Origin of the sequence: Thiococcus pfennigii (assembly GCF_016583835.1) — a bacterium.
GTDB classification, from domain to species: Bacteria; Pseudomonadota; Gammaproteobacteria; order Chromatiales; family Chromatiaceae; genus Thiococcus; species Thiococcus pfennigii.
Genome location: NZ_NRRW01000011.1, coordinates 62,676 through 88,719, shown reverse-complemented (window position 1 = coordinate 88,719; position 26,044 = coordinate 62,676). Strand labels below are relative to the sequence as shown.

Genomic DNA, 26,044 nt, shown 5'->3' with positions numbered 1-26,044 from the left:
GTACAGCAGTGCGGATGTTCCGAGACCACCTCCAACGACTATCGTTGTCGTTGTCGTAATCGACGATCGGACTAGGATCAGGACAACGACAACGAACAGCCTCGGGATTTCTGAAGTGCTGCACTAGTGATCTACCGGACCGCGGTCCGCGCTCGGTCGCCCGCAAGCGGGCTCCCACGGCCCGAGCGAATGTAGCAGCCCCCTTGCGGGCGACCTGGCGTCCGCACGGCCGACCTCGCGCCCGCTTAGATCCGCGCGATCGCCGCCTCCATGTCGGTCTTGATCGCCGCGCCGGCGCGTTGCGGATCGGCGTCCTGGACGTCGAGCCAGTGGATGTACATGTCCTGGCCGTCCATCTCCAGCGTGATCGTGCCGGGCGTCAGCGTGATGCTGTTGGCGAGGATCAGGCGCTGGTAGGGTGCGGTCAGGTCGGTGCGGATCCGGACGATGCCGGGGTTGATCGGCAGGCGCGGGTCGAGCACGCGCCGCGCGACGTCCAGGTTCGCGAGGATCAGGTTCTTGAGGAAGATCGGCACATAGGCGATGAGCCGGGGGAGGCTCCAGGGCCGCTCGCCCGCTCGATTGCCGCCCGGGATGGCCAGCCAGACGACGGCGGCGGCGATCGCGGCGCCGGCCATGAGCTCCTGGATGTCGGCCGAGCCGGTCAGGCCGAGCCAGATGAGGAAGAGGACGAAGCCCCACTGGAGTCGTTGCATCGGTTTATCCCTGAGTCTTTATGGCGGGTCGCGAAGCCTCGGCTTCGCGAGTAGCCGTAGGTCGGGTTAGGCGCGCCAGCACGGCGCTTGCTAAACCAAGGACAGGCCCGTGCGCGCCGTAACCCGACAGCAGCCTCGCTGGGCGCCGCATTGCCGACCGTCGGGTTACGCCCTGAGGGGCTAACCCGACCTACGGCCGTGCCGATGGTCGCCTAACGCGACGGGCCGGTCCGCCGGTTCGCTCGCGCCGTCACTTGGCCTTCGGCATGTAGAGAAAGCTGTCGGCATCCGGGCTCGCGTAGATGCAGTCCGCCTCCAAGCGCAGCGAGTCTGGGCCGCAGACGTCGACGCACAGGCCGCACCAGCAGCAGCGGCCGTAGTCGATCCGCGGGACCAGGCCGCTCGCGTTCTTGCGGTTGATCTCGCCGAGGGCCTTGACCATGTCGATGGCCTCGTTCATGCAAATGTCTTGGCAGTTGCCGCAGCCGACGCAGGTCGCGAGGTCGTTGACGTGGAAGCCGCGGTAGCCGGTCACGGCCTGGCGCTTTTCGCGCGGGTAGTCGATCGTGTGCGGCGGGCGGACGCTGAACTTCAGCGCGCTGAAGGGGCCGATGATGCCTTTGATGTCGAGGCTCCAGGTCATGGCGATGTCCTCAGGGAAAGTGGGTGGTCGCGGCGCGCGGGGAGCCGTAGGGTCCGCTGCGCGGACCTCCTGCGATGGACTTCTTGGAACTACGAAAGACCGAAACACGCGAAAAGGTGGAATAGACAGCGGAGCACGTGCTGTTTTTCGCGTGTTTCGTGTATTTCGTAGTTTCTTATCGTCCGCGCGCTCGTGTCGGTTGTTTCCGAGCCGTTCCTTAGGGTCCGTTGTACGGACCGTTGCTAGTGGCCGCTGGCGAGCTCCATCGCGAAAGGTCCGCGCAGCGGACCCTACGCGTTCGGAAGGCCGTGGGTTGTCGCTGTGCGACATCAGCGCTCGATCTCCGGCGGGCAGATCCCGAGCGAGGTCATGATGAGGGCGACGTCGGCGAGCTGGGCGCCCTGGAGCAAGGGTTCGAGCAGCGTGAAGGCGTGCACGAGCGAGGGTCCGCGCACCTGCAGGCGGCGCAGCCGTTCGCTGCCGTCGCCGGCCATGAAGTAGGCGAAGGCGCCGCGCGCCGATTCGCTCTGGACATAGGTCTCGGCCTTCGGCAGCTTGAGCTTGCGGTGCGGCGGCAGCTTGCACTGGATGGGGCCGTCGGCCGGCATCCGCTCGGCGACCTGGCGCAGGATGCGCAGGCTCTGGTACATCTCGGCGCGCCGCACCAGGGCGCGGGCGTAGGCATCGCCGGCGGTCTCGGTCGGGATGTCGAACTCGAGCTGGTCATAGACCAGGTAGGGGGCGTCGCGGCGCACGTCGCGGGGGAGGCCGCAGGCGCGGATGACCGGCCCGGCGTAGCCGTGGCGCAGGGCCTCGTCGGGGTCGACCACGCCGACGCCCTGGAGGCGCTTCTTGACCGCGGTGTTGTCGAAGAAGATCCGATCGTACTCGGGCAGGCGCCGCTCCAGATCGTCGACGAGGTCGCGCAGCCGATCGAGGAAGCCCTCGGGGGGGTCGCGCTTGACCCCGCCGGGGTAGATGTACATGTGGTAGACGCGCCCGCCGGTCAGCTCCTCGAAGAGGTCGAGGATGTAGTCGCGCTCGCCGACGGCCCACTGGGGCACGACGCCGTGGCCGATGGACCCGCCCTGGCCGGCAAGCCACAGGTAGTGGGCCTGGAGCCGGGCGAGCTCCAGGACCATGACGCGGATGTACTTGGCCCGCTCGCTGATCCCCAGGCCGAGGAGCTCCTCGACGCCGCGGGCGAAGTTCTCCTCGTTCGGGTCCGGTTCGGGGACGCAGATCCGGCAGACGATCGTGAAGGCCTGGATGACGGTGCGCCGCTCGATCAGCTTCTCGAAGCCGCGGTGCAGGTAGCCGACATGGGTCTTGGCCGCGACGATCGTCTCGCCGTCGAGGTCGAGCTCCATGCTCATGTTGCCCGTGACCCCCGGGTGCTGGGGGCCGTGGAAGATCTTGATCGTGTCGGTCATCGCGTGTCCCCGGCGCCCGGCGGCGTCTGGGTCTCGGGTTGGGCTTCCGCGTTGGCTTGGGCCTTGGCCTGCGCCTCGGCGGCCTTCCTGGCCTCCTTGCGCTTGCGGATCTCGTCGCGGACGTCGAGGTTGTCGTCGCGTCCCTCGCGCATCACGAAGGTCTCCTCGACGAACTTCAGCGTGTCGAACTCGCGGCGCATCGGCGGCGTGTCGGTCCAGCCCTCGAGCATGAAGTCGCCGAGGCTCGGGTGGCCGTCGAACGGGATGCCGTACATCTCGTGCAGCTCGCGCTCGAAGATCTCGGCCTGCGACCAGAGCGGGATCGCGGTCGCGAGGCCCTCGCCGTCGCGCCCGATCCAGGTCTGCACACCGAGGCAACGCTCGCGTGCGGCGCCCTCGAGCAGGTAGGTGAGGCAGAAGACCCCGTCCTCGATCCAGTCGGTGCAGCCGATCGTCTGAAGCGTGACGAAGCCGTGCTGCTGGCGCAGCAGCCCGAGCAAGGAGAAGAGCTCCCCCTTCGGCACGCGCAGGAAGGCGAGGTCGGGGCGTCGCTGCACGGGGTCGAGGATCTCGAAGCCATGCAGCCGCGGAAGCAGCGCATCGAGCATCAGGCGATGCCTCCGGCGTGGTACCAGTCGTAGGTGTAGTCGGGGAGCATGTTGTCGCCCAGCACGCGGCGCTGGTTGGCCTTGTACCAATCGATCCGTTCGCGATAGCGCTGATAGCCGCCCGGCTCGCCACGCGCGATCCGCCCCTGGAGGGCGACGAAGCCCTCGATCAGGGCCTCGGGGCGCGGCATGCAGCCGTTGATGTACATGTCGACCGGCAGGTAGCGGTGGACCTGCTTGACCGTGTTGTAGGAGTCCCAGTACATGCCGCCGTTGATCGTGCAGCTGCCGAGCGCGATGACGTATTTGGGCTCCTGCATCTGCTCGTAGCTGCGGATGACCCGCTTGAGGGTCTTGATCGCGAGGTAGCCGCTGATGACCAGGACGTCGGCCTGGCGCGGCGTCGCCGCGTTGACGATGCCGAAGCGCTCGGCGTCGAAGCGGCTCGTCATCAGCGGGCGCATCTCGATCGCCCCGCAGCCGGTGCCGAAGGCGAGCACGAAGAGGCTGCGCTTGCGCATCCAGGCGACGAGCTGCTCGAGTGGCCCGAGCCCGCCCTCGGGTCCCGCGAGCCCGAGCTCCTGGGCCGTCGGGTCCTGCTGGAACCCTTCGCAATGACTGTGGCGATACATGATGCCCCCTATTGCAGCCAGACGGTGGCGACGACGCCGACGACCCCGAGGCCGAGCGGCACCTTCCAGAAGAAGTCGACGGCCTGCTCGGTCTTCAGGCGCGGGAAGACCGCGCTGATCGAGGTGATGAGCAGGAAGAGCGCGAAGGCCTTGGCAATCAGGATGAAGAGGTTGGTCGCCCCGCCGAGGAAGAGATCGACCAGCAGCACGAGCTTGCCGACCGAGAGCATCATGTTCTGCGTCATCAGGACGCCGAGGAAGCGCCCGCCGAACTCGACCCGCGGCCCCGCGTAGACCTCCTGCGGCGCACCGACGACGTCGAAGGGCGCGGCGTTCATGCTCGCGATGAAGGGCAGCAGGATGACCAGGAAGGCGATCGGGTTGGTGACCAGGGTCCACTCGCCGATGCTGCTCTGGGCGGCCATGATCGCGTGCACCGAGACGGTCTCGTACTGGAGCATGACCAGGGCCAGACCGAGGAAGAAGGGCACCTCGAGGCCCATCAGCCGGGTCAGGCCGCGGGTCACGCCCATGACGCCGAACGGGTTGCCGCTTGAGCCGACCGCCAGCGCGTTGCCGAGCGGCCCGAGGACGAACAGGTAGATGATCAGGATCAGGTTGCCGTGCTGCGAGAAGCCCTGGAGCCAGATCGAGTCCTTGAGGAACGGGATGAAGAGGACGGTCGTCACGGCCCCCGAGACGATGATCATCGGCCCGAAGAAGAACATGGGCCCGTGGCTCAGGGTCTCGGACTTGAATAGGAACTTCAGGTTGTCGTAGAGGTTCTGGAAGATCGACGGCCCCCAGCGGCGCTGGATGCGCGCGTTGTACTGGCGGTAGAAGCCGTAGAAGAGGAAGCCCAGCACGTAGCTGGTGGCGATCATCGCCGGGATGTCGAGGAGGTAGTGCATCAGATCCCCCCAGCCAGGAGCTGGACCGTCAGGGCGGCGGCGAAGACGAGCACCGCGAGCAGGATCCAGACCTGCGGGCGGCCCGAGTAGAGCCCGGCGAGGAGCCCGGCCGCGGCTTGGGTCTGGCGCACCAGGCCGGCGTAGAGGCCCTGCGTGCTGTGGCCGAGGATCCAGGCGACCAGCGGGATGCGGCGCAGCTCGCGGCCCATGCCGGCGCCATAGTGCAGCGGCGTGGTCTCGTCCGGGACCTCGCCGGCGTAGCTCAGGTCATAAGGGCTCGCCGCCTGGCGCATCCGCCCGCGCAGCAGGAAGAAGAGCGAGGTCACGACGACGAAGGCCCCGCCGAACACCGCCATCACGACGACCCCGTCATAGCCGCCGTAGGGCGTCGCGAGCTCGCCCCAGGACGGGCTGCCGAGCGGGGTCAGGCCGAGCGCGGTCAGCACCGGGTCGACGAACAGCCGCACGCCCAGACCCGGGAAGAGGCCGAGGGCGACCAGCAGGCCCATCAAGACGACCTCCGGGACCAGGTACTGCCAGGGCGCCTCGGTCGCGGTGCGCGCCTGCGGCGAGTTGGCGTGGCCGAGGAAGGGCGCATAGATCAGCCGGTAGCAGTAGAGGAAGGCCGCCGTGCTCGAGAGGATCATGGCCGCGAGCAGCAGCAGCCAGCGGGCGTCGATCAGCGAGACGAAGATCAGGTACTTGGACGCGAAGCCCGGCAGCGGCGGCATCCCGGCCAGGCCGATGATGCCGATCAGGACGCCGAAGAAGGAGATCGGCATCCGGTAGATGAGCCGGCCGAGGTCCTTGAACGAGCGCAGCCCGGTGCGCAGGACGATGCCGGCGATGGTCGTGAAGAGCAGCAGCTTGATCAGCGTGTGGACCAGCGCGTGGAACAGGGCGCCGCCGATCGCGAGCGAGCTGCCGACGCCGATCGCCGTGGTGATGTAGCCGACCTGGGCGATCGATGAGTAGGCCAACAGGCGCTTCATGTCCTCCTGCGCGATCGCCTTGAAGGTCGCGACGATCGAGGTGATGACGCCGATCCAGCCGAGCACGTAGCCGGCCGCCGGGCCGTCGAGCAGGTGGCCGTAGAGGCCCCCGAGTCCCCCGGAGAGCCCCCCGGCGAGCCCGCCGGGGAGCAGGGTCAGGAGCAGGATCAGGCCGTAGATGCCCATCTTCGAGAGGAGCGCCGAGAGGACCGCGCTGAAGGTGTCGGGTGCCTCGTCGTAGCTGCACGGCACCCAGAGGTGCAGCGGCACGGTGCCGACCTTGATCAGGAAGGCGAGGGCGAGTGGCCCGATCAGCGCGAGGCCCTGCCAGGGCCCCAGATCGGCGACGGCCTGGATCGCGAAGCCCCCGGTCAGGCTGTAGTAGACCAGGATCCCGCCGAGCAGGGCGAAGGCCGAGAGCAGGTTCAGCAGGATGTAGGATTGGGCCGTCGCGAGCGTCGTGCGCGGCGAGCGCAACAGGAGAAGATAGCTGCTCCAGGTCATGATCTCCCAGCCGACGAAGAGGCCGATGAAGTCCCCGGCGAGGAGCAGCACCTGCATGCCGACGAGCAGCAGGGCGTAGAGGGCGTAGGTCGGCCACTCGGCGTCGTCGCGCAGCATCGGGATCGCGGCGAGCGGGGCGCCGAGCGCGACCAGCAGCAGGAAGAAGGCCGACAGCGGCGCGAGGTCGAACAGGAGCGTGACGTCGCCGAAGAGCGGCCAGGCGAGGGCGCCGTCCCAGACGAGCAGGGTCGCGGCCGGGCTCAGCGAGGCGGCGAGGAAGAGGAGCTTGACGAGCGCGGTCATGGCTGAGCTCCGAGTACACGCGTAGGTCGGGTTAGCGCAGCGTAACCCGACATCGAAGTCCGAGTTGTACCGCTCGTTCTTGAATCGTTCCTAGGCGCGGTCATGGTTGAGCTCCGAGCACGCCCTCGATGGTCGCCGCGCGATCGAGGAGGGCCTGGGCCGCGCCGACCAGGTCGGCCTCGAGCAGGAAGGGGGCGGCGCCGAGCAGGAGCAGCAGGGCGGCGATGAGGAGGAGCGGCAGATAGGCCGAACGGGCCGGGGCCGGAGCCGGGCCGCGCGCGACCGGCGCATCGCCGGTGGCGTAGAGGGCCTTGACCCAGCGGAAGTAGTAGCCCGCCTCGAGCAGCGCGCCGAACAGGATCAGCGCGATCGGCCAGAACACCTGCGCCTCGGCGAAGCCCGTGAGGATCCAGAGCTTGCTCGCGAAGCCGGCGAGCGGTGGCAGACCCAGCACGCTCAGGCTCGCGAGGACGAAGAGCCCCGCGGCGAGCGGCATCTGCCGCCCGAGACCGGTCAGCGCCTCCAGCCGGGCCGAAGCGGCACGGCGGATCAGGAGCCCCGCGACCAGGAACAGGAGCAGCTTGGCCAGCGTGTGGTTGACCATGTGGAAGAGCGCACCGGCCGTCGTCGCCTCGCTCGTGAAGCCGAGCGCGAGGGCGATCAGACCGATCTGCCCGAGCGAGGAGTAGGCGAGCATGCGTCGCAGGTCCGGCTGGCGCAGCGCGACCGTCTCGGCGACGAGCAGGGTCGCCGCGCCGAGCCCCATCAGCCAGACCTGGGCGACGCGCGGGTCGGCGAGGAGCAGGAAGGCCAGATGGAAGAGGACGAACAGAAAGGCCTTGACCAGGACCCCGGAGAACAGCGAGGCGACCGCCGGGTCGCTGCCCTGGTAGATGTCCGGCACCCAGAAGTTGAACGGGAAGAGCTCGGCCTTGATCCCCAGGCCGACGAGCAGCGAGAGCCCGATCAGGACCTGCATCGGCGCCGGGATCGCGGCGAAGTCGGCGGCGACGGCGGCGATGTTGAGCTGGCCCGTCTGCAAGTAGATCAGGACCACGGCGAAGAGGAAGAAGACCGCGGCCACCGAGCCGATGACCACGTACTTGAGGCCGGCCTCCAGCCCCGCGCGGTCGCGATGCAGCGCGCTCAACGCGTAGGCGGTGACCCCGGCGATCTCCAGGAAGACGTAGAGGTTGAACAGGTCGCCGGTCAGGACCATGCCGTCGCAGCCGGCGACGAGCAGCAGGAGCAGGACGAAGGGGCGCGGGCCGCGCAGGTGCGCCACGCCCTCGTCGAGCCAGACGAACAGCGCGAGCAGGGCCGCGGCGCCGTGGAAGAGCGTCACCAGCAAGAGCGCCACGGCATCCAGATGCAGGTGGATGCCGAGCGGTGGGGCGATGACGATCGTCTCCAGGAGCGGCGCCTGGCGCACCGCCGGGACGAGCGCGGCGGCCAGCGCCAGCAGGACGACCTGTGCACCGAAGAGCAGCGGCAGCAACAGGCGCAGCCGCGCCCACAGGGGGGCGAGGAACGCGAGCAGCAGCGGCAGCGCGATGAACCAGATGGGGGTGAGCGGCAGGGCCATCGTCAATCCTTCAGCTCGGTCATCGCGTCGATGTCCCGGATGCCCGTCAGGCGGTGGTAGTGGATGGCGAGGGTCACGCCGAAGGCCAGCACCGCCATGCCGATGACGATGGCCGTCAGCGTCAGGGCCTGCGGCACCGGATCGGCCATCCCGGCGAAGCGCGTCAGGCCGTCGGCGAGGATCGGCGCCGTCTCGCCCGGCGAGGTCGCGAGCGCGATGAAGAGCAGGTACACCGAGAGTTCCATGATGGCGATGGCGATGAAGATCTTGATCAGGTGCCGCCTGGCCAAGAGCCCGTAGAGCCCGATCGAGAACAACGCCATGCTCCCCAGGACGTAGATGGTGTGCACCATCCCTGGGCTGTCGAGAAGGTCCAACATCGGGTCAGGTCTCCTGCTTGGGGTCTGGCTCGGGCGCTTGTTCGACCATGTCCTGGAAGATGGCCCCGACCTCGGCGCCGACCTTGATGCCGACGAGGATATAGATCAGCGGGATGACGCCGGCGCTCAGCAACTGGCCCATCGCCGCGACCGGGTGCGGCAGGAAGTTGCCGAGGAAGGTCCCCGTCGCGACCAGGGTCAGGCCCGCCAGCCCGAACAGCACGAAGCCGCTGCCCGAGAGGGATTCCAGGAGGCGTACCCAACCGTGGTCGAGGAGGAAGTCGGGATCGGCGAGCATGCGCAGGAAGAAGGCCGTGGCGATCACGACGCCACCCTGGAAGCCGCCACCCGGCGACAGGTGGCCGTGCACGACGATGTAGACGCCGAACAGCACCAGGACCGGGAACAGGAGGCGGATGCCGGTCACCATCATCTCGTTCGGCGGGCGGCGCCGGGCGCGCGGCTGGGCCGCGCGGCCGCCCGGGTGGGCGCCGAAGAAGAGCGCGATGCCGGTCGCGGCGAGGAAGAGGACGGTCACCTCGCCGAGCGTGTCGAAGCCGCGGTAGCTGACGACGACGGTCGTCACCGCGTTGGCCGAGGCCATCTCGGGGGCCTGGGCGAGGAGGGCGTCGCCAACCGTCCCGGAGAGGTCGTCCCGACCTTGGCCGAGGAGGATCGCGGCCTGCAGCGCGAACAGCCAGCCGCAGAGCAGGCTCAACAGCAGCGGGCGGACGCGGATGCGCTTGCGCAGTGGTGCGCCGTTCATTTGGAATCCTCGTCGCGCCCGAGCTGACGCACGCCCATCAGCAAAACGAAGCTGCTCGCGGCCACGCCGATCGCCGCCTCGGTCAGGGCCACGTCGGGGGCCTGGAGCAGGAAGAACTGGCCGACGGCGCCGAGGCTGACCAGCGACAGGCCGACGACGGCCTGGAGCAGGTCGCGCTGGAGGATCGCGAGCAGGGCGCCGCCGATCATCCAGGCGAAGAGCAGGATCGCGAGGAGCCCGGTCATGCGCGGGCCCCCTCGGCCGTCGGCGCCGGCGGTGCGGGCGGCTCGGCCGCGGCGTCGCGCTCGGCGAGGGCATCGTGCGTCATCGCCACCGTATCCGTGCCGCTGCGATGGGCCGCGCGCGCCAGCACCGAGGCGCTCAACGGGTTCGTTGCGAGCGTGAAGACGGCCAGGATCAGCAGCTTCGGCGCCCAGGCCGGGGCCAGGCAGGCGGCCCCGAGCAGCACCAGCAGCGAGCCGAGCGTCGTCGCCTTGGTGCCGGCGTGCATCCGCGTGAAGAGGTCCGGCATCCGGATCAGCCCGAGGCCGCTCACCCAAAAGAAGAACAGCCCGCCGGCCATCAGCAGGTAGCCGAGATAGGTCATTCAGACCCCCTTCTCGAGGAACCGGCCGAACAAGATCACCCCGGCGAAGCCGACCATCGCGAAGACCAGGGCGACGTCGAGATAGATGCTGCGCCCGAAGAAGAGGGCGAGCAGCGCGAGCAGCGCGATGACCAGGATCGTCAAGGCGTCGAGGGCGAGGATCCGATTGGCCGCGTCGGGACCCCGGAAGAACCGCCAGAGGATCATCAGGATCGGGGGGACGAGCAGGAGGAGGAACAGCGTGAGCATGGAACACAGACCTTGCGCCGAACAGATGGCGAGCGCGAGTGTACGGGAAGGTCGTTACAGGATCGTTGACAATTGTGGTGCCCAAAACCGCGGCGGGCGCAGGGAGATCGACCTCGGCAATGCAGGGTCCCGCACCATCCACCACGCCGCCGGGCGCCGTGCCCCGCCGGTGCGATCAGCGGCGACACGCCGGGTCACGGCCCAACGACGTAGGGCGGGTGAGGCGCCCCACCGAGCGCGTCCCGCACCATCCACCAGGCCGCTGGGCGCCGTAACCCGCCGGTGCGATCAGCGGCGATACGCCGGGTCACGGCCCAACGACGTAGGGCGGGTGAGGCGCCCCATCGAGCGGGTCTCGCACCATGCACCACGCCGCCGGGCGCCGTAACCCGCCGGTGCGATCAGCGGCGATACGCCGGGTCACGGCCCAACGACGTAGGGCGGGTGAGGCGCCCCACCGAGCCCGTCCCGCACCATGCACCACGCCGCTGGGCGCCGTAACCCGCCGGTGCGATCAGCGGCGATACGCCGGGTCACGGCCCAACGACGTAGGGCGGGTGAGGCGCCCCACCGAGCGCGTCCCGCACCATGCACCACGCCGCTGGGCGCCGTAACCCGCCGCTGGGATCAGCGTCGATACGCCGGGTCACGGCGCAGCGATGCAGGGTGCGCTACGCGCCCCATCGAGAGGGCCTGCGAACTGTGCCAGGGGTGGGCGTGTGCTAGGTCTCGGGAAACCAAGTGAAAGATAGGGTTATCGAGGCGACCCGGCCGGCCGAGCCTGGGGTGACCGATGGAACCAGGCAGAATCTGTCTATGCTCAGTGGAGCTGCATTCTGTCTGCCCAGCCGGAGTCTGTGAATACGGCCACACTTGGGGCGTTTGCCGCTGGAGTAACGAATGATGAAGATATCTTTCACCCACTGGAAGGCGTCGGATGGAAAATACCTGGGATACCTGAACGACTATCCGGATCATTGGGCGCAGGGAAATGACTTGAATGACCTGAAGGACCACTTGGCAGACCTTCATGATCTGTTTGCCTCCGAAAATGTTCCCGGCATCAAGCGGGTCGGTGAACTGGAAGTAGCGGCTCTTCGGCCTCGATCCCAAGCGTCTGCTCATCAGCCGGCCTCGTCCGGCGCTGATCTGCCCCGCCTGCGGCACACCGATGATCATCGTACAAACCCGCCTCCCACCACGGGCCGGGCCGCCACCAACGGCCACGGCCACGGGGCCCTCGCGATGTGACGCGCACCGACCAAGCCGCCTCCCTGCACTTCGGCTGTCGTGTGCCGAGGCCCACGCTCGCGCACAATCCGGGTATCAGGACCACTGGCGAGCGCCTCATGACGCAAAAAACCGCCGCTGCGGCTGTCTGGCACCAGGACCCTCGGGCCTCGATACACACCACGGGCCCGCGGCTCCCCGCACCTCGCGGGAGATATTTTCTAAGCCCCGCCGCCTCGCTTCCGCTCCCTCCCACGGGCTCGTCCAACAAACGGTTCAGATCGTCGCTCGCTTCGCTCGGACGATCTAACCTTATTCGTTAAGTGCTCTTCATTTGCTTTAACAGGGCATTGTAATCAGAATGTGAGCCTACCCAGAACCAAACTATCTTTTCATCTTTCAATATGCCGACAGCTCGATAATCCTTCGTGATACGCGCGGAATATACAGGAAGGCTAGAATGCACTCTTTTAAAATATAGACTCGGATACCAAGGATCATTCTAAAAAATCAGGTAAGCTTCCTTTGCTCTTTTCCTTACATCCGCCGGTAGCTCGCGATAGCTCTTCCAAAACTTGGCTGTTGCTTTGAAAATCACAATTTATCAGGATCCAGCTTTGTTGTCTTTCCTTGTTCTTCTTCGGACAAAGCTTCCAAAGCCAGTACCCTTAATGAATCTTCCGACTCAGCGAAAAGCGCATCCCATTTTCTATCCGATTCGATTTCTGCGAGCACCCACCTTGCAAGTGCATCTTGTTCAATATCCGGTAATTTCGATGCTTCGCTAAAAGCCTTTTCAAGCATGCTTGTCATATTTTGACACCTCTTGGTCTTGTCGCACTTAACGTTTCCGCTCAGCCGCCGCGAGCGAGCGTAGCGAGTGAAGCGTCGGCTGCAGCGGCTCGTTGGACGACCTAACCTTATTCGTTTTAGGCATCCTGGTCGCCCTTGAATCGGTTCAAGCCGCTAGCCGGCCTGCGATTTCAGCAGGGCGCGGAGAACGTCTTCATGCACGGAATCGCTGAGCCAAGTAAGTCGTTCAAGATTCACCGTAGAACCACAGGCCAATTCTGTAATCGCAACCCAGAAACATGCTGTCGATATACACGTTCAGACAGCCCTGGTCGTCTACAGTCCAATCTGTCCCGCCCTCCGAATGATAAGCCGGATGGAGCCAAGAGAAGATGTAATCACCGTCGGGAGAATGGCAGCGAAACTTGATGTCGATCAGAAATTCGCCGCTCGACAGTGCCTCTGAACAATAGTCGAGGCCACAACCGGGCTCACAACGCTCCCACCCGGAGTCGAAATCTGGGGCTGGCATCCTTTCCGGTCCCGCCGGCCCTTCCGGTCCTTGTTCCCCGGCGGGTCCGGTGAGATTCCAGGTCAGGTACGTTTCTCTGTTCTTGCACTCTGCCTGCGCCTCGACGATTCGCAGCCGGCCTGCCTTGCCGACGCACGCATGGATAGCACCGTTCTCCTCGGCAAGTGGCGATTCCACGCCAACAGCTAAAGCTATTGTCGTGCTGGCGCACAATACGAAGATCAAAGATTCGCGCTTCATCCTACGAAACTCCGTGCTTGACCCGGAGCTGGCGCAACCGGGAATAGAAATTCAACCGCCCCTTCGAATTTGGCACCCAGGGCTTGCCTGCGCCGTGGCACCCACGTGATCCCCCACGGCCGTGGGGCGCACGACAGAGCCGGGAGCTGCTGCCCCTCAGAACAGCCCATCGAACCAGGTCCCCAGCCAGCGTCGCACCCGATTGAGCTTGATTCCCTTCTCATGCAGCGGACACTTGTCCTCGAAGAAGGCGACGGACTTGCGCTCGGCGGCATCGAGCTGGACGGCGTACTTGTCCCACACTGCCTGACGCGCTTCGAAATACCAGGTGCACAATTGGCGATGTTCGGCGGGAGCCACAGGTAGACGTCCTGATCGCCCTTGGAGCGGTTCGAGACGTTGTAGACGGCGACGAGGTTGTTCGGATCGTTGAGGAAGGCGGTGCGCTCCCCGAGGGACCAGGCGCTGGCGCCGGCGACATCGACCTCGCCGAGGGCGAGCAGATGGTCGATGTCGCCCGGATCGGTCACGACGCGTCCCGTGTAGGGTCGCACCCGGAGACCCGTCTTGACCCAGCCGCGCTCGTCGAAGGTCACCGACACGCGGCTGTCGCGGACGAGGATCTCCTGGCGGGTGTCCTGGCCGTCGCCGTCGAGGTCGACCCAGTGCGGGTTGTCGTCGCGGTTGTAGGCGAAGGCGACGCCCCACAGGTATGCAGGAGCGAGCAGAGCCAGGCCAATCACCTCGGAACATGGCGCTCAGTCCCCTCCTTCTCCAGTGTTCGCTCGACCCAGCGCTCGATGCCTGCCCCAGAGGATTGCTGGGACTGCGGCCAGTGAACCGTCGGGCTGTCCCGCCGAGGGCATTCCGTCAGATTATAGGCGATGCCCTCGGCCGGTGGGATGGTGTGACGCCTAACGATCTCACACGGGCAGATGGCTCGCCGATTCTCAGCGCAGTTCGCTATTGCAAAAGCGGGGTCACGTGCAAAAGCGTGCAAAAGCGGGGTCAAGTCTTGCGATCGCGCATTGCGTGATTGCAAGACTTGACCCCGTATCCAAGGTTTGCGAGTCGCGGTTTCGAACAATCAGGAGCCCCCAGGGGTCACCCCTGTAACGCCATCGACTGCGGCCGCGTCCTCGTGCCGCTTGACCGCCCGACTGACGGTCATTCGACTGACGCCGAAATGCTCGGCGATGGCCTGCATGCTGTAGGCGCCCGCGCGATACGCCTCGACCATGGCGCGATCGCGGTCACGATAGCGGGCGGCGTATGCCCCGAGGGGCTTTGTTGAACCGCTCCCAGACATCGCCTAAGAGCTCCAGCCAAGCGCCGCGGTCCGCATCGTCACGATAGATGGCCTCACGCCGATCGCCGCGCGAGGTAACGTGGTAGAGCCCGCCGGCTAGCTCGATACGAAGGGGTCTGGCCATGGCCCAAGTGTAGTCGGGCGGTGCTGGATTGCAAGACCTGACCCTGGCGGGCTGGATGCCGCGCTCATCTAGGACAGGGAGCGACCAGAACCCGGCGAAGGCATCGTGGCCGTTGCGATTCAAATCGACATCCGGGAAGAGAACGAAGATGGGCCGGCCGTCTCGCGTGACGATGGACAGGCCTCCCGATTCGGCTTCTCGGATCAGGTCGTCGATCCGGTCCGGCAAGTCAAGGGTTTCAAAGGTTTGCGAGTCGCGGTTTCGAACAATCAGGAGCCCCCAGGGGTCACCCCTGTAACGCCATCGACTGCGGCCGCGTCCTCGTGTCGCTTGACCGCCCGACTGACGGTCATTCGACTGACGCCGAAATGCTCGGCGATGGCCTGCATGCTTTAGGCGCCCGCGCGATACGCCTCGACCATGGCGCGATCGCGGTCACGATAGCGGGCGGCGTATGCCCCGAGGGGCTTTGTTGAACCGCTCACAGACATCGCCTAAGAGCTCCAGCCAAGCGCCGCGGTCCGCATCGTCACGATAGATGGCCTCACGCCGATCGCCCCGCGAGGTAACGTGGTAGAGCCCGCCGGCTAGCTCGATACGAAGGGGTCTGGCCATGGCCCAAGTGTAGTCGGGCGGTGCTGGATTGCAAGACCTGACCCCCAGGATAAACATGCGCGCCGATACTGGAGAGGGTGAATGGGCGGCCCAACGTCAAGCACAGCTCGGCTGCGTGCGCCGGGCTGGTGCTCTAGTTAGGCGATTGCGCGTCGAAATCATGCACTCAATCATCGCTTCGCCTAGTGAGAATAGCCCCACCAACGAGAAGAAACGCCGTAAAAACAAGAAAGCCGAATTCTTCGTCTAAGCTCAACAGTTCGGAGATGAGCTCTGAAAGCCAGAAACTTACCATTACCAAACCGACGAGAAACACAACTCCTGTGAAGAAATTCTTCATTTGTTCGAACCATATATCGGTGTAAGCCCTAACCAATATAGCTTGTATCCGGCGCCAGATTTCCCGCGGCATCATCATCGCCAACGAACGCGTCGCGATTGCGTTGCAGCTCTGCCAACTCGGGAATTGCCGATGCCCAATGCTCAATCTGGTAAAGCTCCGGGTCGTCATAATGCGGGGGTGTCGCAAAGATGCAGATGCCCTTTCCGGTTTTACGGTGCAGAGTAGAGTTTTCGAGCAGGATAGATTGGGGATAGTGCGCCAAGGCGACGGGCTTACCGTTGATGCCTCTCCAAGCTCGCAACTCTCCGAAGTCAGTGAATATCGCTTCCATTTTTTGCCTTCACGTTGTTGATAAGTGTTGCTGATGACGAGCCTAACGTTCAGCACAGCCCGGCGCTTGGCCCGCCTGGCAGCGACGTGCAACAAAAGACGGAGCTCGACGCGGGGCAAGCGCTCGGGCTGGCGCACTCGTTAGCCCTTATTGAGGTTCTCAAACAATCGTTACGATGATGTGTAAGTGGCGTACGCCTAAGCCATTCTAATAAGTGCGCCATCGTCAGGATGCCATCCAACGTCCCGCGTCATCCTTTCTTCGAGTCGTTCCGCGTATGAAAGAAACACCCCAACAGTCCCAACCGAATAATACCAATGCGCTGCTGTTCTGCCGCTTTTGTTTTCCAGTTGTATTGGCCCAACGTGTATTGCATAGCGTGAAGAACCAGGAGGGATATGGACAAATATCAACCGAATATTCGGGTGGGGCTCTCCCTTAACAATGCTCTGCGCAAATTCGGTGACCGGAAGCGGTGCTCCATGCTCGACAGCAGTGCAGCCAAATAGCTTGGTAAAGAACAAATGTATGTTGCGGACCTGGGCTTCTGCGTTACCAGGAAAAAAGCAATCGATAGGAATTATCGCTCCTGGATATAGGGGCGGGTCAAGTTCGCGGATGCCGCGGGACATTATCTCCCAGGCTTTGTCGTGCGATTGGGTTCGCGAATTATTGCAGTGAGCACAAATGGAGCGAGAGAATCGCAAGTTTTCTGATCGGATGCCTGGAACGGCAAGATTGGGCTGATCGGATGAGTGACGAAAAATTGGGCTGTATTGGGTTATATGGCCGAATACTTGACGTACGTCAGACGCCTTCACCATATGCTCTGAGCTGTCTGCTGGGCGTCCGCAAATCCAGCACATGCAATGTGTATAGGGGGCGGTCGTGATCATTGGGGACCGGAAGATTTCGCCTGTTCCGCTTTGGCCCAGGCCCGTCCTGCATCAGTAATCTCCCAGACACCGAAGCGGCTATCTGATTTCAGAAGTTTTTCATCCTTCAGATTCTTGCGAGCCCACATCGCTGTGTTCCGCCACCGAGGCATATTCTGCGACTCCAAGATTTGGAGATCGGCTTCCTTGAGTCCGTGTTTCATCTTTTCGTAAACTTTGTCCAACACCTCGGCAACTGGAGCAGACCCATTCAATTCGATTAAACTTGTGAGAATAGAAAGGTAGAACTCTTCTTCACGAGTTCTTTGGCCGCGAGCGAGACGACGCGTAGGCAAGGGTTGCTGTGAAACGGGTTCCTCATTTCTTGGAGCGGCTGGGTGTTCCACCATCACGCCTTGAAGGGAGCGCCATTCCTTGCGTATCGCTGCTACTCTCATGCGGAAGTCAGAAATCTTTTCGGCATGCTCTAGGATTTTCCTAGCCTCGGCAAAGTTTCTTTCGGAGCTGGCAGGCCCTAAAGCATCCAGATACTTGCTGACATCCTCCTCGATTACTTCCAAAAGGATTTCGAAGGCTTCGTCTACGTCGCTAGGGATGGATTCCATCGGCCCTCCTAGAGAGGCTAACGAATAAGCGTTTGTCTGGTCTGCGCGCGACACCGAGGCGGCCTGTTGTCGCGGGGCTCCCGCGCGCAGACCAGATAAACGGTTGTTGGACTAATCCGCTCCCGGCACGGCGTGTCCGTCTGCTCGGGCACTCTCTAGAAAGAGGGGATTGTATTGTCGCGGCCGGTTCGCGCGGCAACGGCGCGTGGGCGTGGCCAGGGGTCGAGTAGGGGCAGACGACGGGGTGAAGGGCATCGGCATCGGTCCTTGAGGGGTGAAGGCCACGTCTCTGCGGGCAATCTTAGGCCATTTTCCGGATTTCAGGCGAGCACAAGCGCCGACCGTTGCGGGTCGGTCCAACGAGAGGAGGCGACGCCGCTGGTCTCAGGCGCGCAAGGCGGCACCTCCTCCCGGGTCGCGGCACCGGGCACTCAGGCGCGCGATCACGCGCAGCCGACCAGTGCGACACTTCGGGCACGGATAGCCGGCGAAGGGGGCCTTGATCATCGTTTGGTCCACCTAGCCGAACGGAGGAAGACGTCCCGGCGTAAGGCGCTGATTATCCAGCTAAGATGGCAGCTATCGTTACGCTCGCACTGGGTCTTGGACCAAGCGATGATCAAGGCCGCGAAGGGCGTACCCTCGCTCGGCTCAGTTGCCTGCGTCGGGGGCGGCGCGGCGGCGATCGCGGCGCGGATCTCGGGCAGGCGTCGGGCACGGCAGCGGTTGGCCAGAAAGCCGTAATGCCTGACGCGCATGAAGCCTTTCGGCAGCACATGCAGCAGGAAGCGGCGCAACAGCTCTTCCCCGCTGAGGCGCATGACCTTCCCGCGCGCGCCGTCGCGGTAGTCCTTGTAGCGCAGGGTCACCGATTCGCCGTCGAAGTCGACGAGGCGCGCATCGCTCAGCGCAATGCGGTGGCTGTGGCGCCCGCCGCCTTGGGATCAGGCTGTCGACGACCGTCTCGGTCTGGGTCAGACAGGGCTTGGAGTAGACCACCCAGTCGCGGGCCATCAGGTCGTCGAGGATCCGGTCGATCTCCGCGGCATCGAGTCGAGCCAAGCGCCCATCGTCGACGGCACGGCGCAGGCGGCTGACGAAGCCGCCACGAAAGTGCCGCGCGAGCGCCCGCACCGGGAACAGATAGGTGCTCTTCGCCGGACGCCAGCGGCCGTCGGCGCCGCGCGCCCCGCCGGGCACCAGGCAATGCAGATGAACGTGGCGCACCAGGGTCTCACCCCAGGTGTGCAGTACCGCGGTCATGCCGAGCTGTCCGTCGAGGCGCTTGGGGTCGGCGCCGAAGGCCGACAGGGTCGCCCAGACGGTCTCGAAGAGCCGATCGTAGAGCTCCTTGGGGTGCACCTCGACCCAGCCGTTGAGGACATCCGGCAGGGTGAAGACCAGGTGATGATAGGTGACCGGCAGGACCGCCGCGCGTTGGCGCGCGCACCAGGCGAGCGAGGCCAGGCGCTGGCAGCGCGGGCAGTGGCGATCGCGACAGGCGTAGTAGAGGAGCGCCGACTCCCCGCAGCCGTCGCATTCGAGCCGCAGGCCGCCGAGGGCCTCGGTGCGGCAGGTGCCGATGTGATGACAGACCTGCCACTGGCGGGGGCTCAGCGGCTGGCTCCTCGCCAGGTCAGCCAGGCAGGCGTGGATGACCGCTTGCAGGGACGGCTTAGCCATCGGCCACCTCCAACTGGGCGAGCAGATCGCGTTCGCCTTCGCCCTCGCTGGCGCTGGGCAGCCAGTGCAGGTAGCGCAGCGTGGTGTGGATGCTGGAGTGGCCCATCAGGCGCTGCAGGCGCTCCACCTTGAGGCCGGCGGCCAGCTGGTGGGTGGCGTAGGCATGCCTCAGCCCATGGACGCCGCCGACCTTGCTCACCCCGGCGCGGCGCTTGGCCGCCGTGAAGGCCTTCTGCAGGCCGGTCGGGCTCAACGGGGCACCGCCCCGCCCGGGGAACAGCCATTCCTGGGGGCGGTACAGGCGCCAGTAGGCGCGCAGCTGCTCGAGCAGGCTCGGTGAGAGCACCACCAGGCGGTCCTTCGCCCCCTTGCCCTGGGCGATGCGCAGGAGCTTGCGCTCCCCGTCGATGTCGGCGACCCGAAGCCTGAGCACCTCGCTCAGGCGTAGCCCGGCCCCGTAACACAGCCCGAGCATGGTGCGATAGCGCCGATCGCCACAGGCGCCCAGGATGGCCCCCACCTCAGCGCGCGTGAGCAGCTCCGGGATGCGCTGGGCGCGCTTGGGCAGCGTCACCTCCAGGTCCACCGCCGGCCAGGCGAGGACCTGCAGGTAAAAGAAGCGGATCCCGTTGTAGGCCAGGCGCACGCTGGCCGGGGCCAGCCCACGCTCGCGCACCAGGTACTCGAAGTAGCGCTTTAGATCCTCAGTCTGAAGGGTGTCCGGCGATCGGCCGGTGTACTTGGCCAGGCCGCGCACGGCGGCCAGATAGCTCTCATGGGTGCGGGCAGAGAAGCCATGCATCTGCATGGCCGCGATCATGCGTTGGCGCAACGCGCTCATCGTCGCATCCTCGGTCAACGACCCCGATTGGGTCATGATCGAGTGTGGTCGATGGCACGGAACAGGCGGTGGACAGGGACTTCGGCGTGACGCCGGCTGCCCGGCTTTGCCGGTCGAGAGACGGCGTATCGGGGGGCACTTCTCCGAGCCCCGCGGAGCGGATTAGTTCAACGTTGCAAATCAGGCGACCCAAATGCGCGCTTACACAGAAGCAGGAAGAAAACTGCGAGCTCGACGCGCGCTTTTGGGGTCGGCTGCATTTGCCTTGTTAGCTGAGTTCATTCTTTCGTATAATCCAATAATCTGGTTTACGATGACTATGTGAGATAGCAAGAATCCATAATATTTCTTCGTGAATCATATACGCAATATAGTAAGGAAATGTTTTCAGATTTACTCGGCGATACCCGCCCTCTCGAAGCCGAGGAAGTGTAGGATTTTTTGTAATCCATCTGACATGATTATCAACCTCTTCCATCATGCGCAATCCTAACCCGTCTTGTTCCCCTTCATAGTAATCTACAGCGTCCTCTAATTCTCTATACGCTTGCTGAAGAATTGTTACTTTCATTATGCAAAGCGATTTGTTATTTGTTTTATTGCTTTTTCGTAATCAATACCAACAGCTGTTCCATCTTCTACGGCATGAACTCTATCTCTGATTTCTTGTTCCCATTCAGAGCTGACACTAGTGGAATCAGAAGAGCGATTATCCAATAAAAGAAGAAATCTGGCTATTTCCAGCCTTTCTCTTCTGGGCAGTCGGATTAATTCTGCCGTAATTTCTTCTATTGATCTTTGCATGAGTTCTTTAGCCTTTCGTTGCAAGGTAAAGGATTGGGGTTTGTCCAACGGTTGACTAGGCTGTCTCCTATGGCTTGCGTGCTACACTGTAGACAGCCTAGCACATTATTCGAGCTTTCCAATGTCGACCAAGAAGTCAACGAGCTCGCCAGGTTCCGCGTCGTCTGCCGGACCTTGGGCCAGGAGAGAGCAGACAGGGCGAGTTATCGCATTGTTGCATTCGCAGACAGGGACGCCGCCATTCCTGGGGCTGGAGGGACCGGAGCCTTCGCCTATCGCGGGATCGACGGGGGCTTCGACCAGTGATCGTCGCACCCCCCTTGGCCTTGGCCTTGGCCTGGCGCATCTACGCGGTGGGCTTGCTGCAGCGTACCACGAGGTCGGCCGGACGCTAGGGAGTTCAATCTGACGGCTTTCACGCACTTTTCGGCCCCTCGATCTTTTGACGGAGAAATCATGCCATGAGATCGGCAAGACATTGAACTGTATAGCGAATCAGTCCGTGCAGGACCGGACGAAAACTGCATGAGCGAAACGAGGGTGAGACCAGCCAGATTGAACACCCTAGCCGGACGCCCGAGGCGGCGCTCCAGCTCCGCACGCAACGTCTGGCGAGGGAGGAGCAGGTTCTCCGGAAGCGGGCCGGCGGGTTCGATGTAGATGTCGATGTCACCGCCCCGGGTATCGTCGTCGAGTCGCGAGCCAAGCAGCCACACTTGGCTCCCAGCGCCGAGATGCGTTTGAACGGCGTTGCGGATGCCGGCGATGTCGTCGGTGGTCTGGCGCATGGCTGGGCTCCGGTACGGCGGTCGCGCACATCGTGGCCGGTGAGGTCCACTGGGCCTTGCGGTCGGATCCCGCGATCCCGCAGACCACTCGCTAACGCATCCCAAACGACGGAGACTGCGAAGGGATCTCCGAACGGGGTCGACCGCTGAGGTATCCCCGGAAAAATGGCCTAAACCGCAGTGGCTCAGGTCGACATCCCGACGGAAGCCGGCTCTCGCGATCTGAGCCATCTCGCCTTCGCGCGGCTGACTGGGAGCGCCGGCTTTCCAGCCGGCTCGTCGCCGTCGCGGCTCGATGCCGCGTTGGCGGCGTCTGGGCCGGGAGAAGGGCACGTGCGCAGCGGCCATCCAGCGGCGCTTATGGGTGATCTCCTGGCTCCAGTGCCGAAGGTCGTGCGCCGGGTCATCGAGCCCCTCGCGCGCGAAGCCGGCTGAAAGCCGGCGCTCCCAGTTCGTACCGACTCGCCGTCGAGGCCGATTTTGTGGGGATACCTCAGGCTCGACCGAGGTGCGGACCGGGTCGGGTTACCGCGAAACATGCGGTCGCCTGTCGGGTTATGCTGTGCCCACGAGCATGCAGGCGGTACGGCACGCCGAGCGATTCTTCAGGGGGCTGGCGCAGGCGGGTGTATTCGAGGTCGGTCGCCAGGCGATGGGTTCGGTCGGTGGCGACCATCGAGTGTGATCCGCCGTGAGCCGACCACTGGTCGAGACGATGGGGGAGAGCGACACGTGAAGGCAGCGACCCAATCAGGCCCGGCGGTCCGCGTCTTGCTGGCCAGCCTGGCCATTCTGGGCCTCGGGGCGTGCGGATCGGCGGATCAGAGCGGCGAATTCTACACCGATTGGGATGAGGCCGGCGGCTGCACGAGCGATCGGGGGGCCGGCCCCGCCCGCATCGCGGCATCCGGGGAGGAGATCGATGTATGCGCATACCCGGGCGACTTCGTCTGGATCAGCTATGTTGCACCCTGGTGTTCGGCGAGCGCCGCACAGGCACCCCACTTCCGCGCGGCGGCGCAGGTGCCCCTGACGCGGACGCGCTTCGTGATGAGCCTGACGAGCGGTCGCGAGCCCTTCACGGCGGCCACGCGACAGGATGCCCTGGCCTGGGCGGACCGCTACGGCCTGGACCGGCGCATAGTGGCCGCCGAGGGGCATTCGGTGCGCACCATTCCCCAGCACGCGTTGATCGGGCCGGACGGCCGCACCTGGTACCGCTACATCGGCCTGCTGAACGAGGACGAGATCTATGCGCTCCTCACCGATTTTCAGAACGGGGCACGCGAGCCAAGGCGTTTCGACTGACCGGCGCCGGCGATCGCACCGATGGCCCCATCGCACGGCCAGCCTCGGGCTCGAGACCGGCAGAGGGTGGCCGCGGGGTCATGCATCATCCTAGAAGCGGCCGTTGGACGGTGCCCGACGTGCATCGGGCGTCGCAGCGGGCTTTGCCTAGCTGTGAGCAGAACTCGGGTAAAGTGCTTCTTTATGGCGTTTCTCCCTTCCTGGGAGGGGGGCGGCTCCGTTCTCCGGCCTTTTCGAGATGCTTGGACGGTTGACGGTCGATCCGTGTTGGGGGGCGCTGGGGGATCCCGCCTTACCCGGGGGAATCGAGTCGGCATTGGCCGCCTCCTGCCCGGAGCGCCGCGAGCGGGCTCCGGCGCTGGCGACGCCCGCGGAGACGGCTGTCGGGTTACGGCGCGCGCGGGCCTGTTGCTGCTCGGCGACCGCCGTGCCGGCGCGCCTCACCCGACCTACTGGCCGTGCCACAGACGCGGCCGTGCCGGTCTACGCCGGGGCCGTAGGTCGGGTTAGCCCCCTGGGGGCGTAACCCGACGGCCTATACCCCGACGACTTGACTCGAAAGACGCTATCTCCGGGCTCGCGCAGAGACGCAGAGGCGCAAAGTGAAGAGAGGGCATTGGTCGATGTCACCGGTACGCTCCTCTTCTCCTTCTCTGCGCCTTGGCGTCTCTGCGCGAGATCTCTTTTTCGGGTGCGAGAACGTAGGGCGGGAAAGCGCAGCGCATCCCGCCGTGTCCTCGGGGCGTAACCCGACGGCCGCCAAAGCGGCCCCACCGAGGCCGCTGTCGGGTTACGGCGCGCGCAAGCCTTCGCTTTCATTTGTCCGCCCTGCCGGCGCGCCTAACCCGACGTGGGGCTGCCGTAGGAGGCGGCTTGTCGACGATCGGTCGTCGCTCTGCCGAGTGGACAGCCGGGGCAGGAGAACCCTTGGCCTCTGCTCGACGAGTCCCTTGTTTTCTCCCGCTTGTGTCGGTCGTTTCGACGTCGCCGTCAGTCGCGCAAGGCCTTGGGGCGGGTGAGGGCGATCAACTGGCCGCAGCCGCGCTCGAGGCCGTCCCATGCCTTGGGCATCTCGATGCGGGCGACGGCGGCGGTCGGGAGGAGCTTGCCGTCGTCGGGCTCTTCGAGTTCGTCGCCGATCAGGTAGCGCAGCAGGTCTTCGAGGCCCGGGTTGTGGCCGATCAGGAGCACCAGACGGGCCGTCGCCGGGCAGTCGGCGAGGACCGCGAGCAGGCGCGCCACGTCGGCCTCGTAGATGCGTTCGTCCCATGCGACGTTGCGGGCCTTGAGCTCCATGGCCTTGCAGATCCGGGTCGCCGTCTGGCGGGCGCGCTGTGCGGGGGAACTCACGACATGGTCCGGCACCAGCCCCTCGCGGTAGAGCCAGGCGCCGACCCGCGGCGCATCGGCCTTGCCGCGCTTGGCCAACGGGCGGTCGAAATCCTTGGCGCCGTCTACCCCCCAGTCGGACTTGGCGTGGCGCAGCAGCAGCAGCTCGCGGGGGGTCTGACTGACGAGATCGAGGTGGTTCAAACGCATGCCATCAGCGGGGAAGCGGTGATGGAACCGGTTTGTAACACATCGGCAAGAAAAGCGTCACCGCGCCGCCTTCGCGATGGGGCGTCGGCGTTCGGTCGGGGCTGGGCAGGGCGTCGATCGCCCAGGGCGCCGGGTCGCCCCGGGTCGATCGCTCAGCCGATCTCGGCCAGGAGCCGCTCGATCATGCCCTCGGCCTGGGCGAGGTAGCCGCCGCCGAAGAGGTTCAGGTGATTGAGGATGTGATAGAGGTTGTAGAGGGTTTTGCGCACCGCGTAGCCCGGCGCGAGCGGCCACGCCTCGCGGTAGGCGGCATAGAAGTCGCTGCCGAAGCCACCGAAGAGCTCGGTCATCGCCAGGTCCGCCTCGCGGTCGCCGTAGTAGACGGCCGGGTCGAAGATGACGGGCCGGCCTGCCGCATCGAACCCGAGGTTGCCGCCCCACAGGTCGCCATGGAGGAGCGAGGGGCGAGGGGCGTGGTCTATCAGTGCCCCGAAGCCTTCGAGCAGGCGGGCGCCGCGTTCCTGCACGCGGCCGCGGTAGCCGCTGGCCGCCGCCAGGCGCAGCTGATGCCCGAGGCGTCGCTCGCGCCAGAAGACGACCCAGTCCGGTTCCGGGGCATTCGGCTGCGGGGTCGAGCCGATCGTGTTGTCGCGCTCCCAGCCGAATGCCGGGGCGCTCGCCCGGTGCAGCGTGGCGAGCAGGCGGCCGGCGGCGGCCTTGCCGTCCGCGCCGGGACGCCCGCCGAGTGGGATATACTCCATCGCCAGGAAGGCCTCGCCGGCGCTGACGCCGGTGCACAGGGGGCGCGGCACGCGCAGGGTCGCGGTCGCCGCGAGTGCCGCGAGACCGGCCGCCTCGGCCTCGAACATCGCCAGTTGACTGGCGTCGTTGAGCTTGACGAAGTAGTCGCGACGCCCGTCGCCGAGGCGCACCGCCCGGTTGATGCAGCCCCCGCCGACGTGTTGCGGGGGGCGCAGCGCGAACGGCTCGCCGGTCGCGGCCGCGATGCGCGCGGCGATGTCCTGCCAATCGGGCATCGGTGCGTGGACCTACGCGGAACGGGGGCGGCGCTTCAGCAATGGACTGGTGCGCGGGAAGTGGGCGTGGAGAAAGGCCATCTGATCGGCGAGCACATGGCGACCCATCAAGAAGATGTATTCGGCGTGGGTCGGGATGAAGGGCACCGCGAGCAGCTCCATCCCGGCCGCCTCCGGGGTGCGGCCGGCCTTGAAGTTGTTGCAGCGCACGCAGGCGGTGACGACATTGGTCCAGCAGTCGGCGCCGCCCTGACTGATCGGGCGAACATGGTCGCGCGAGAGGTTGCGCGCCGAGAAGCGCCCGCCGCAGTAGAGGCAGAGGTGGTCGTCGCGCTGGAAGAGGGCGCGGTTCGTCAGCGGCGGGACATAGTCGCCGCGCTGCCTGTGCAGCGCCTGGTGGGTGCCCTGGGTGGCGATGATCGAGTGGATCTCCAGCATGCTGCGCTGGTGGGTCGCCGAGTTGATGCCGCCGCGCAGCCGAAGGAGGGTGTCGCCGCAGGCGTAGGCGACCTGCCCGAGCACATAAAGGCGGGCCGCTGCCCGGTAATCCACCCACTCGAGGGGCATACCGGCCAGATCCGTGCGCAAGACCTGCTGGCTGATCTGCAACATGTTTGGCTACGGCGTCGATGACCGCAGCCATAATACATAACTACTTGGGTGGCGCAAGCGGCAATCGTACCGGGTATGCGCCCGCG

Annotated in this window: 28 protein-coding genes and 5 pseudogenes; 2 read left to right on the top strand and 31 right to left on the bottom strand. The window is 65.2% G+C overall.

Annotated features, from left to right (window positions below; genetic code table 11):
- Nucleotides 1-245: 245 nt before the first annotated feature.
- The 13 genes from CKO41_RS05905 to CKO41_RS05845 all read right to left on the bottom strand — a co-directional run bounded on the left by CKO41_RS05905 (nt 246) and on the right by CKO41_RS05845 (nt 10,329).
- Nucleotides 246-716 (bottom strand): Na+/H+ antiporter subunit E, encoded by a 471-nt coding sequence (locus tag CKO41_RS05905; protein ID WP_200381529.1) that lies wholly within the window; start codon nt 714-716, stop codon nt 246-248.
- A 250-nt stretch (nt 717-966) separates the two neighbouring features.
- The gene (locus tag CKO41_RS05900) at nt 967-1,359 is read right to left on the bottom strand and encodes a 4Fe-4S dicluster domain-containing protein (protein WP_200254735.1); all 393 of its coding nucleotides are present in this window, start codon (nt 1,357-1,359) and stop codon (nt 967-969) included.
- Between the two features lie 329 nt (nt 1,360-1,688).
- Nucleotides 1,689-2,792 (bottom strand): NADH-quinone oxidoreductase subunit D, encoded by a 1,104-nt coding sequence (locus CKO41_RS05895; protein WP_200381528.1) that lies wholly within the window; start codon nt 2,790-2,792, stop codon nt 1,689-1,691.
- Nucleotides 2,789-3,400, bottom strand: coding sequence for an NADH-quinone oxidoreductase subunit C (locus tag CKO41_RS05890; protein WP_200381527.1), 612 nt, complete (start codon nt 3,398-3,400; stop codon nt 2,789-2,791). Before CKO41_RS05890 ends, CKO41_RS05895 begins: the two co-directional genes overlap by 4 nt.
- On the bottom strand, nt 3,400-4,032 hold the full coding sequence (locus CKO41_RS05885; RefSeq protein ID WP_200381526.1) for an NADH-quinone oxidoreductase subunit B: 633 nt from the start codon (nt 4,030-4,032) through the stop codon (nt 3,400-3,402). Before CKO41_RS05885 ends, CKO41_RS05890 begins: the two co-directional genes overlap by 1 nt.
- An 8-nt stretch (nt 4,033-4,040) precedes the next feature.
- Complete coding sequence (locus CKO41_RS05880; RefSeq protein WP_200381525.1) at nt 4,041-4,943, bottom strand: respiratory chain complex I subunit 1 family protein; 903 nt, start codon at nt 4,941-4,943, stop codon at nt 4,041-4,043.
- Nucleotides 4,943-6,742: a proton-conducting transporter transmembrane domain-containing protein gene (locus tag CKO41_RS05875; RefSeq protein WP_200381524.1), complete on the bottom strand. Its 1,800-nt coding sequence runs from the start codon at nt 6,740-6,742 to the stop codon at nt 4,943-4,945. Before CKO41_RS05875 ends, CKO41_RS05880 begins: the two co-directional genes overlap by 1 nt.
- A 100-nt stretch (nt 6,743-6,842) precedes the next feature.
- Nucleotides 6,843-8,327, bottom strand: coding sequence for a complex I subunit 5 family protein (locus CKO41_RS05870; protein WP_200381523.1), 1,485 nt, complete (start codon nt 8,325-8,327; stop codon nt 6,843-6,845).
- Between the two features lie 2 nt (nt 8,328-8,329).
- A complete protein-coding gene (locus tag CKO41_RS05865; protein ID WP_200381522.1) occupies nt 8,330-8,707 on the bottom strand; it encodes a sodium:proton antiporter in 378 nt (125 codons plus the stop codon).
- A 4-nt stretch (nt 8,708-8,711) separates the two neighbouring features.
- Complete coding sequence (gene mbhE, locus CKO41_RS05860; protein ID WP_200381521.1) at nt 8,712-9,473, bottom strand: hydrogen gas-evolving membrane-bound hydrogenase subunit E; 762 nt, start codon at nt 9,471-9,473, stop codon at nt 8,712-8,714.
- Nucleotides 9,470-9,718, bottom strand: a complete 249-nt coding sequence (locus tag CKO41_RS05855; RefSeq protein ID WP_200254098.1) for a Na(+)/H(+) antiporter subunit B — start codon at nt 9,716-9,718, stop codon at nt 9,470-9,472. Before CKO41_RS05855 ends, mbhE begins: the two co-directional genes overlap by 4 nt.
- Complete coding sequence (mnhG, locus tag CKO41_RS05850) at nt 9,715-10,080, bottom strand: monovalent cation/H(+) antiporter subunit G (RefSeq protein WP_200381520.1); 366 nt, start codon at nt 10,078-10,080, stop codon at nt 9,715-9,717. The genes CKO41_RS05855 and mnhG overlap by 4 nt, the downstream gene beginning before the upstream one ends.
- A complete protein-coding gene (locus CKO41_RS05845; RefSeq protein ID WP_200254094.1) occupies nt 10,081-10,329 on the bottom strand; it encodes an MrpF/PhaF family protein in 249 nt (82 codons plus the stop codon).
- Nucleotides 10,330-11,422: 1,093 nt separating this feature from the next.
- Here CKO41_RS05845 and CKO41_RS19100 point away from each other — a divergent pair.
- A pseudogene (locus CKO41_RS19100) lies at nt 11,423-11,557 on the top strand (IS91 family transposase); the annotation flags it as partial.
- 321 nt (nt 11,558-11,878) lie between these two features.
- Here CKO41_RS19100 and CKO41_RS19095 read toward each other — a convergent pair.
- The 15 genes and pseudogenes from CKO41_RS19095 to CKO41_RS05775 form a co-directional block, all read right to left on the bottom strand.
- Nucleotides 11,879-12,043 (bottom strand): annotated as a pseudogene (locus tag CKO41_RS19095) (ParE family toxin-like protein); the annotation flags it as partial.
- Nucleotides 12,044-12,153: 110 nt separating this feature from the next.
- Complete coding sequence (locus CKO41_RS05835; RefSeq protein ID WP_200254084.1) at nt 12,154-12,372, bottom strand: hypothetical protein; 219 nt, start codon at nt 12,370-12,372, stop codon at nt 12,154-12,156.
- A 226-nt stretch (nt 12,373-12,598) separates the two neighbouring features.
- Entirely contained in the window at nt 12,599-13,123 is a 525-nt protein-coding gene (locus CKO41_RS05830) for a hypothetical protein (RefSeq protein WP_200381518.1), read from the bottom strand.
- Nucleotides 13,124-13,279: 156 nt separating this feature from the next.
- On the bottom strand, nt 13,280-13,483 hold the full coding sequence (locus CKO41_RS05825; RefSeq protein ID WP_200254080.1) for a hypothetical protein: 204 nt from the start codon (nt 13,481-13,483) through the stop codon (nt 13,280-13,282).
- Between the two features lie 727 nt (nt 13,484-14,210).
- Nucleotides 14,211-14,363: a helix-turn-helix domain-containing protein gene (locus CKO41_RS05820; protein ID WP_242464005.1), complete on the bottom strand. Its 153-nt coding sequence runs from the start codon at nt 14,361-14,363 to the stop codon at nt 14,211-14,213.
- 49 nt (nt 14,364-14,412) lie between these two features.
- Nucleotides 14,413-14,556, bottom strand: a pseudogene (locus tag CKO41_RS05815) (addiction module toxin RelE); the annotation flags it as partial.
- 269 nt (nt 14,557-14,825) lie between these two features.
- Nucleotides 14,826-14,945 (bottom strand): helix-turn-helix domain-containing protein, encoded by a 120-nt coding sequence (locus tag CKO41_RS18580; RefSeq protein ID WP_242464003.1) that lies wholly within the window; start codon nt 14,943-14,945, stop codon nt 14,826-14,828.
- A gap of 82 nt (nt 14,946-15,027) precedes the next feature.
- Nucleotides 15,028-15,171 (bottom strand): annotated as a pseudogene (locus tag CKO41_RS18575) (addiction module toxin RelE); the annotation flags it as partial.
- Nucleotides 15,172-15,337: 166 nt separating this feature from the next.
- Nucleotides 15,338-15,511 (bottom strand): hypothetical protein, encoded by a 174-nt coding sequence (locus CKO41_RS05805; RefSeq protein ID WP_200381517.1) that lies wholly within the window; start codon nt 15,509-15,511, stop codon nt 15,338-15,340.
- Nucleotides 15,512-15,539: 28 nt separating this feature from the next.
- Complete coding sequence (locus CKO41_RS05800) at nt 15,540-15,845, bottom strand: hypothetical protein (RefSeq protein ID WP_200381516.1); 306 nt, start codon at nt 15,843-15,845, stop codon at nt 15,540-15,542.
- Between the two features lie 892 nt (nt 15,846-16,737).
- Nucleotides 16,738-17,346 carry a winged helix-turn-helix domain-containing protein gene (locus tag CKO41_RS05795; RefSeq protein ID WP_200381515.1) on the bottom strand — a complete coding sequence of 203 codons (609 nt, stop codon included), beginning with the start codon at nt 17,344-17,346 and terminating at the stop codon, nt 16,738-16,740.
- Between the two features lie 662 nt (nt 17,347-18,008).
- Nucleotides 18,009-19,029, bottom strand: a pseudogene (locus CKO41_RS18890) (IS91 family transposase); the annotation flags it as partial.
- Nucleotides 19,022-19,906, bottom strand: coding sequence for a tyrosine-type recombinase/integrase (locus tag CKO41_RS05785; protein ID WP_338115545.1), 885 nt, complete (start codon nt 19,904-19,906; stop codon nt 19,022-19,024). The pseudogene CKO41_RS18890 and the gene CKO41_RS05785, both read right to left, overlap by 8 nt.
- 232 nt (nt 19,907-20,138) lie before the next feature.
- Nucleotides 20,139-20,441 (bottom strand): type II toxin-antitoxin system RelE/ParE family toxin, encoded by a 303-nt coding sequence (locus tag CKO41_RS19090; protein ID WP_200381513.1) that lies wholly within the window; start codon nt 20,439-20,441, stop codon nt 20,139-20,141.
- Nucleotides 20,441-20,674 (bottom strand): addiction module protein, encoded by a 234-nt coding sequence (locus CKO41_RS05775; RefSeq protein WP_200381512.1) that lies wholly within the window; start codon nt 20,672-20,674, stop codon nt 20,441-20,443. The genes CKO41_RS19090 and CKO41_RS05775 overlap by 1 nt, the downstream gene beginning before the upstream one ends.
- 1,520 nt (nt 20,675-22,194) lie before the next feature.
- On the opposite strand from CKO41_RS05775, the gene CKO41_RS05770 reads away from it, so the two are divergent.
- Complete coding sequence (locus tag CKO41_RS05770; protein WP_200381511.1) at nt 22,195-22,770, top strand: TlpA family protein disulfide reductase; 576 nt, start codon at nt 22,195-22,197, stop codon at nt 22,768-22,770.
- A 990-nt stretch (nt 22,771-23,760) separates the two neighbouring features.
- On the opposite strand, the gene CKO41_RS05765 is transcribed toward CKO41_RS05770, so the two are convergent.
- The 3 genes from CKO41_RS05765 to CKO41_RS05755 form a co-directional block, all read right to left on the bottom strand.
- The gene (locus CKO41_RS05765; protein ID WP_200254387.1) at nt 23,761-24,309 is read right to left on the bottom strand and encodes a SixA phosphatase family protein; all 549 of its coding nucleotides are present in this window, start codon (nt 24,307-24,309) and stop codon (nt 23,761-23,763) included.
- A 152-nt stretch (nt 24,310-24,461) separates the two neighbouring features.
- On the bottom strand, nt 24,462-25,346 hold the full coding sequence (locus CKO41_RS05760) for a fructosamine kinase family protein (protein ID WP_200381510.1): 885 nt from the start codon (nt 25,344-25,346) through the stop codon (nt 24,462-24,464).
- A 12-nt stretch (nt 25,347-25,358) separates the two neighbouring features.
- Nucleotides 25,359-25,958, bottom strand: coding sequence for an HNH endonuclease (locus tag CKO41_RS05755; protein ID WP_200254383.1), 600 nt, complete (start codon nt 25,956-25,958; stop codon nt 25,359-25,361).
- Nucleotides 25,959-26,044: the final 86 nt, after the last annotated feature.

Excerpts from the sequence above, each read along its gene's own strand:
- CKO41_RS05905 (WP_200381529.1), bottom strand. The coding sequence starts at position 716 with ATGCAACGACTCCAGTGGGGCTTCGTCCTCTTCCTCATCTGGCTCGGC.
- CKO41_RS05900 (WP_200254735.1), bottom strand. The coding sequence starts at position 1,359 with ATGACCTGGAGCCTCGACATCAAAGGCATCATCGGCCCCTTCAGCGCG.
- CKO41_RS05895 (WP_200381528.1), bottom strand. The coding sequence starts at position 2,792 with ATGACCGACACGATCAAGATCTTCCACGGCCCCCAGCACCCGGGGGTC.
- CKO41_RS05890 (WP_200381527.1), bottom strand. The coding sequence starts at position 3,400 with ATGCTCGATGCGCTGCTTCCGCGGCTGCATGGCTTCGAGATCCTCGAC.
- CKO41_RS05885 (WP_200381526.1), bottom strand. The coding sequence starts at position 4,032 with ATGTATCGCCACAGTCATTGCGAAGGGTTCCAGCAGGACCCGACGGCC.
- CKO41_RS05880 (WP_200381525.1), bottom strand. The coding sequence starts at position 4,943 with ATGCACTACCTCCTCGACATCCCGGCGATGATCGCCACCAGCTACGTG.
- CKO41_RS05875 (WP_200381524.1), bottom strand. The coding sequence starts at position 6,742 with ATGACCGCGCTCGTCAAGCTCCTCTTCCTCGCCGCCTCGCTGAGCCCG.
- CKO41_RS05870 (WP_200381523.1), bottom strand. The coding sequence starts at position 8,327 with ATGGCCCTGCCGCTCACCCCCATCTGGTTCATCGCGCTGCCGCTGCTG.
- CKO41_RS05865 (WP_200381522.1), bottom strand. The coding sequence starts at position 8,707 with ATGTTGGACCTTCTCGACAGCCCAGGGATGGTGCACACCATCTACGTC.
- mbhE (WP_200381521.1), bottom strand. The coding sequence starts at position 9,473 with ATGAACGGCGCACCACTGCGCAAGCGCATCCGCGTCCGCCCGCTGCTG.
- CKO41_RS05855 (WP_200254098.1), bottom strand. The coding sequence starts at position 9,718 with ATGACCGGGCTCCTCGCGATCCTGCTCTTCGCCTGGATGATCGGCGGC.
- mnhG (WP_200381520.1), bottom strand. The coding sequence starts at position 10,080 with ATGACCTATCTCGGCTACCTGCTGATGGCCGGCGGGCTGTTCTTCTTT.
- CKO41_RS05845 (WP_200254094.1), bottom strand. The coding sequence starts at position 10,329 with ATGCTCACGCTGTTCCTCCTCCTGCTCGTCCCCCCGATCCTGATGATC.
- CKO41_RS05835 (WP_200254084.1), bottom strand. The coding sequence starts at position 12,372 with ATGACAAGCATGCTTGAAAAGGCTTTTAGCGAAGCATCGAAATTACCG.
- CKO41_RS05830 (WP_200381518.1), bottom strand. The coding sequence starts at position 13,123 with ATGAAGCGCGAATCTTTGATCTTCGTATTGTGCGCCAGCACGACAATA.
- CKO41_RS05820 (WP_242464005.1), bottom strand. The coding sequence starts at position 14,363 with ATGGTCGAGGCGTATCGCGCGGGCGCCTACAGCATGCAGGCCATCGCC.
- CKO41_RS18580 (WP_242464003.1), bottom strand. The coding sequence starts at position 14,945 with ATGCAGGCCATCGCCGAGCATTTCGGCGTCAGTCGAATGACCGTCAGT.
- CKO41_RS05805 (WP_200381517.1), bottom strand. The coding sequence starts at position 15,511 with ATGAAGAATTTCTTCACAGGAGTTGTGTTTCTCGTCGGTTTGGTAATG.
- CKO41_RS05800 (WP_200381516.1), bottom strand. The coding sequence starts at position 15,845 with ATGGAAGCGATATTCACTGACTTCGGAGAGTTGCGAGCTTGGAGAGGC.
- CKO41_RS05795 (WP_200381515.1), bottom strand. The coding sequence starts at position 17,346 with ATGGAATCCATCCCTAGCGACGTAGACGAAGCCTTCGAAATCCTTTTG.
- CKO41_RS05785 (WP_338115545.1), bottom strand. The coding sequence starts at position 19,906 with ATGACCCAATCGGGGTCGTTGACCGAGGATGCGACGATGAGCGCGTTG.
- CKO41_RS19090 (WP_200381513.1), bottom strand. The coding sequence starts at position 20,441 with ATGAAAGTAACAATTCTTCAGCAAGCGTATAGAGAATTAGAGGACGCT.
- CKO41_RS05775 (WP_200381512.1), bottom strand. The coding sequence starts at position 20,674 with ATGCAAAGATCAATAGAAGAAATTACGGCAGAATTAATCCGACTGCCC.
- CKO41_RS05765 (WP_200254387.1), bottom strand. The coding sequence starts at position 24,309 with ATGCGTTTGAACCACCTCGATCTCGTCAGTCAGACCCCCCGCGAGCTG.
- CKO41_RS05760 (WP_200381510.1), bottom strand. The coding sequence starts at position 25,346 with ATGCCCGATTGGCAGGACATCGCCGCGCGCATCGCGGCCGCGACCGGC.
- CKO41_RS05755 (WP_200254383.1), bottom strand. The coding sequence starts at position 25,958 with ATGTTGCAGATCAGCCAGCAGGTCTTGCGCACGGATCTGGCCGGTATG.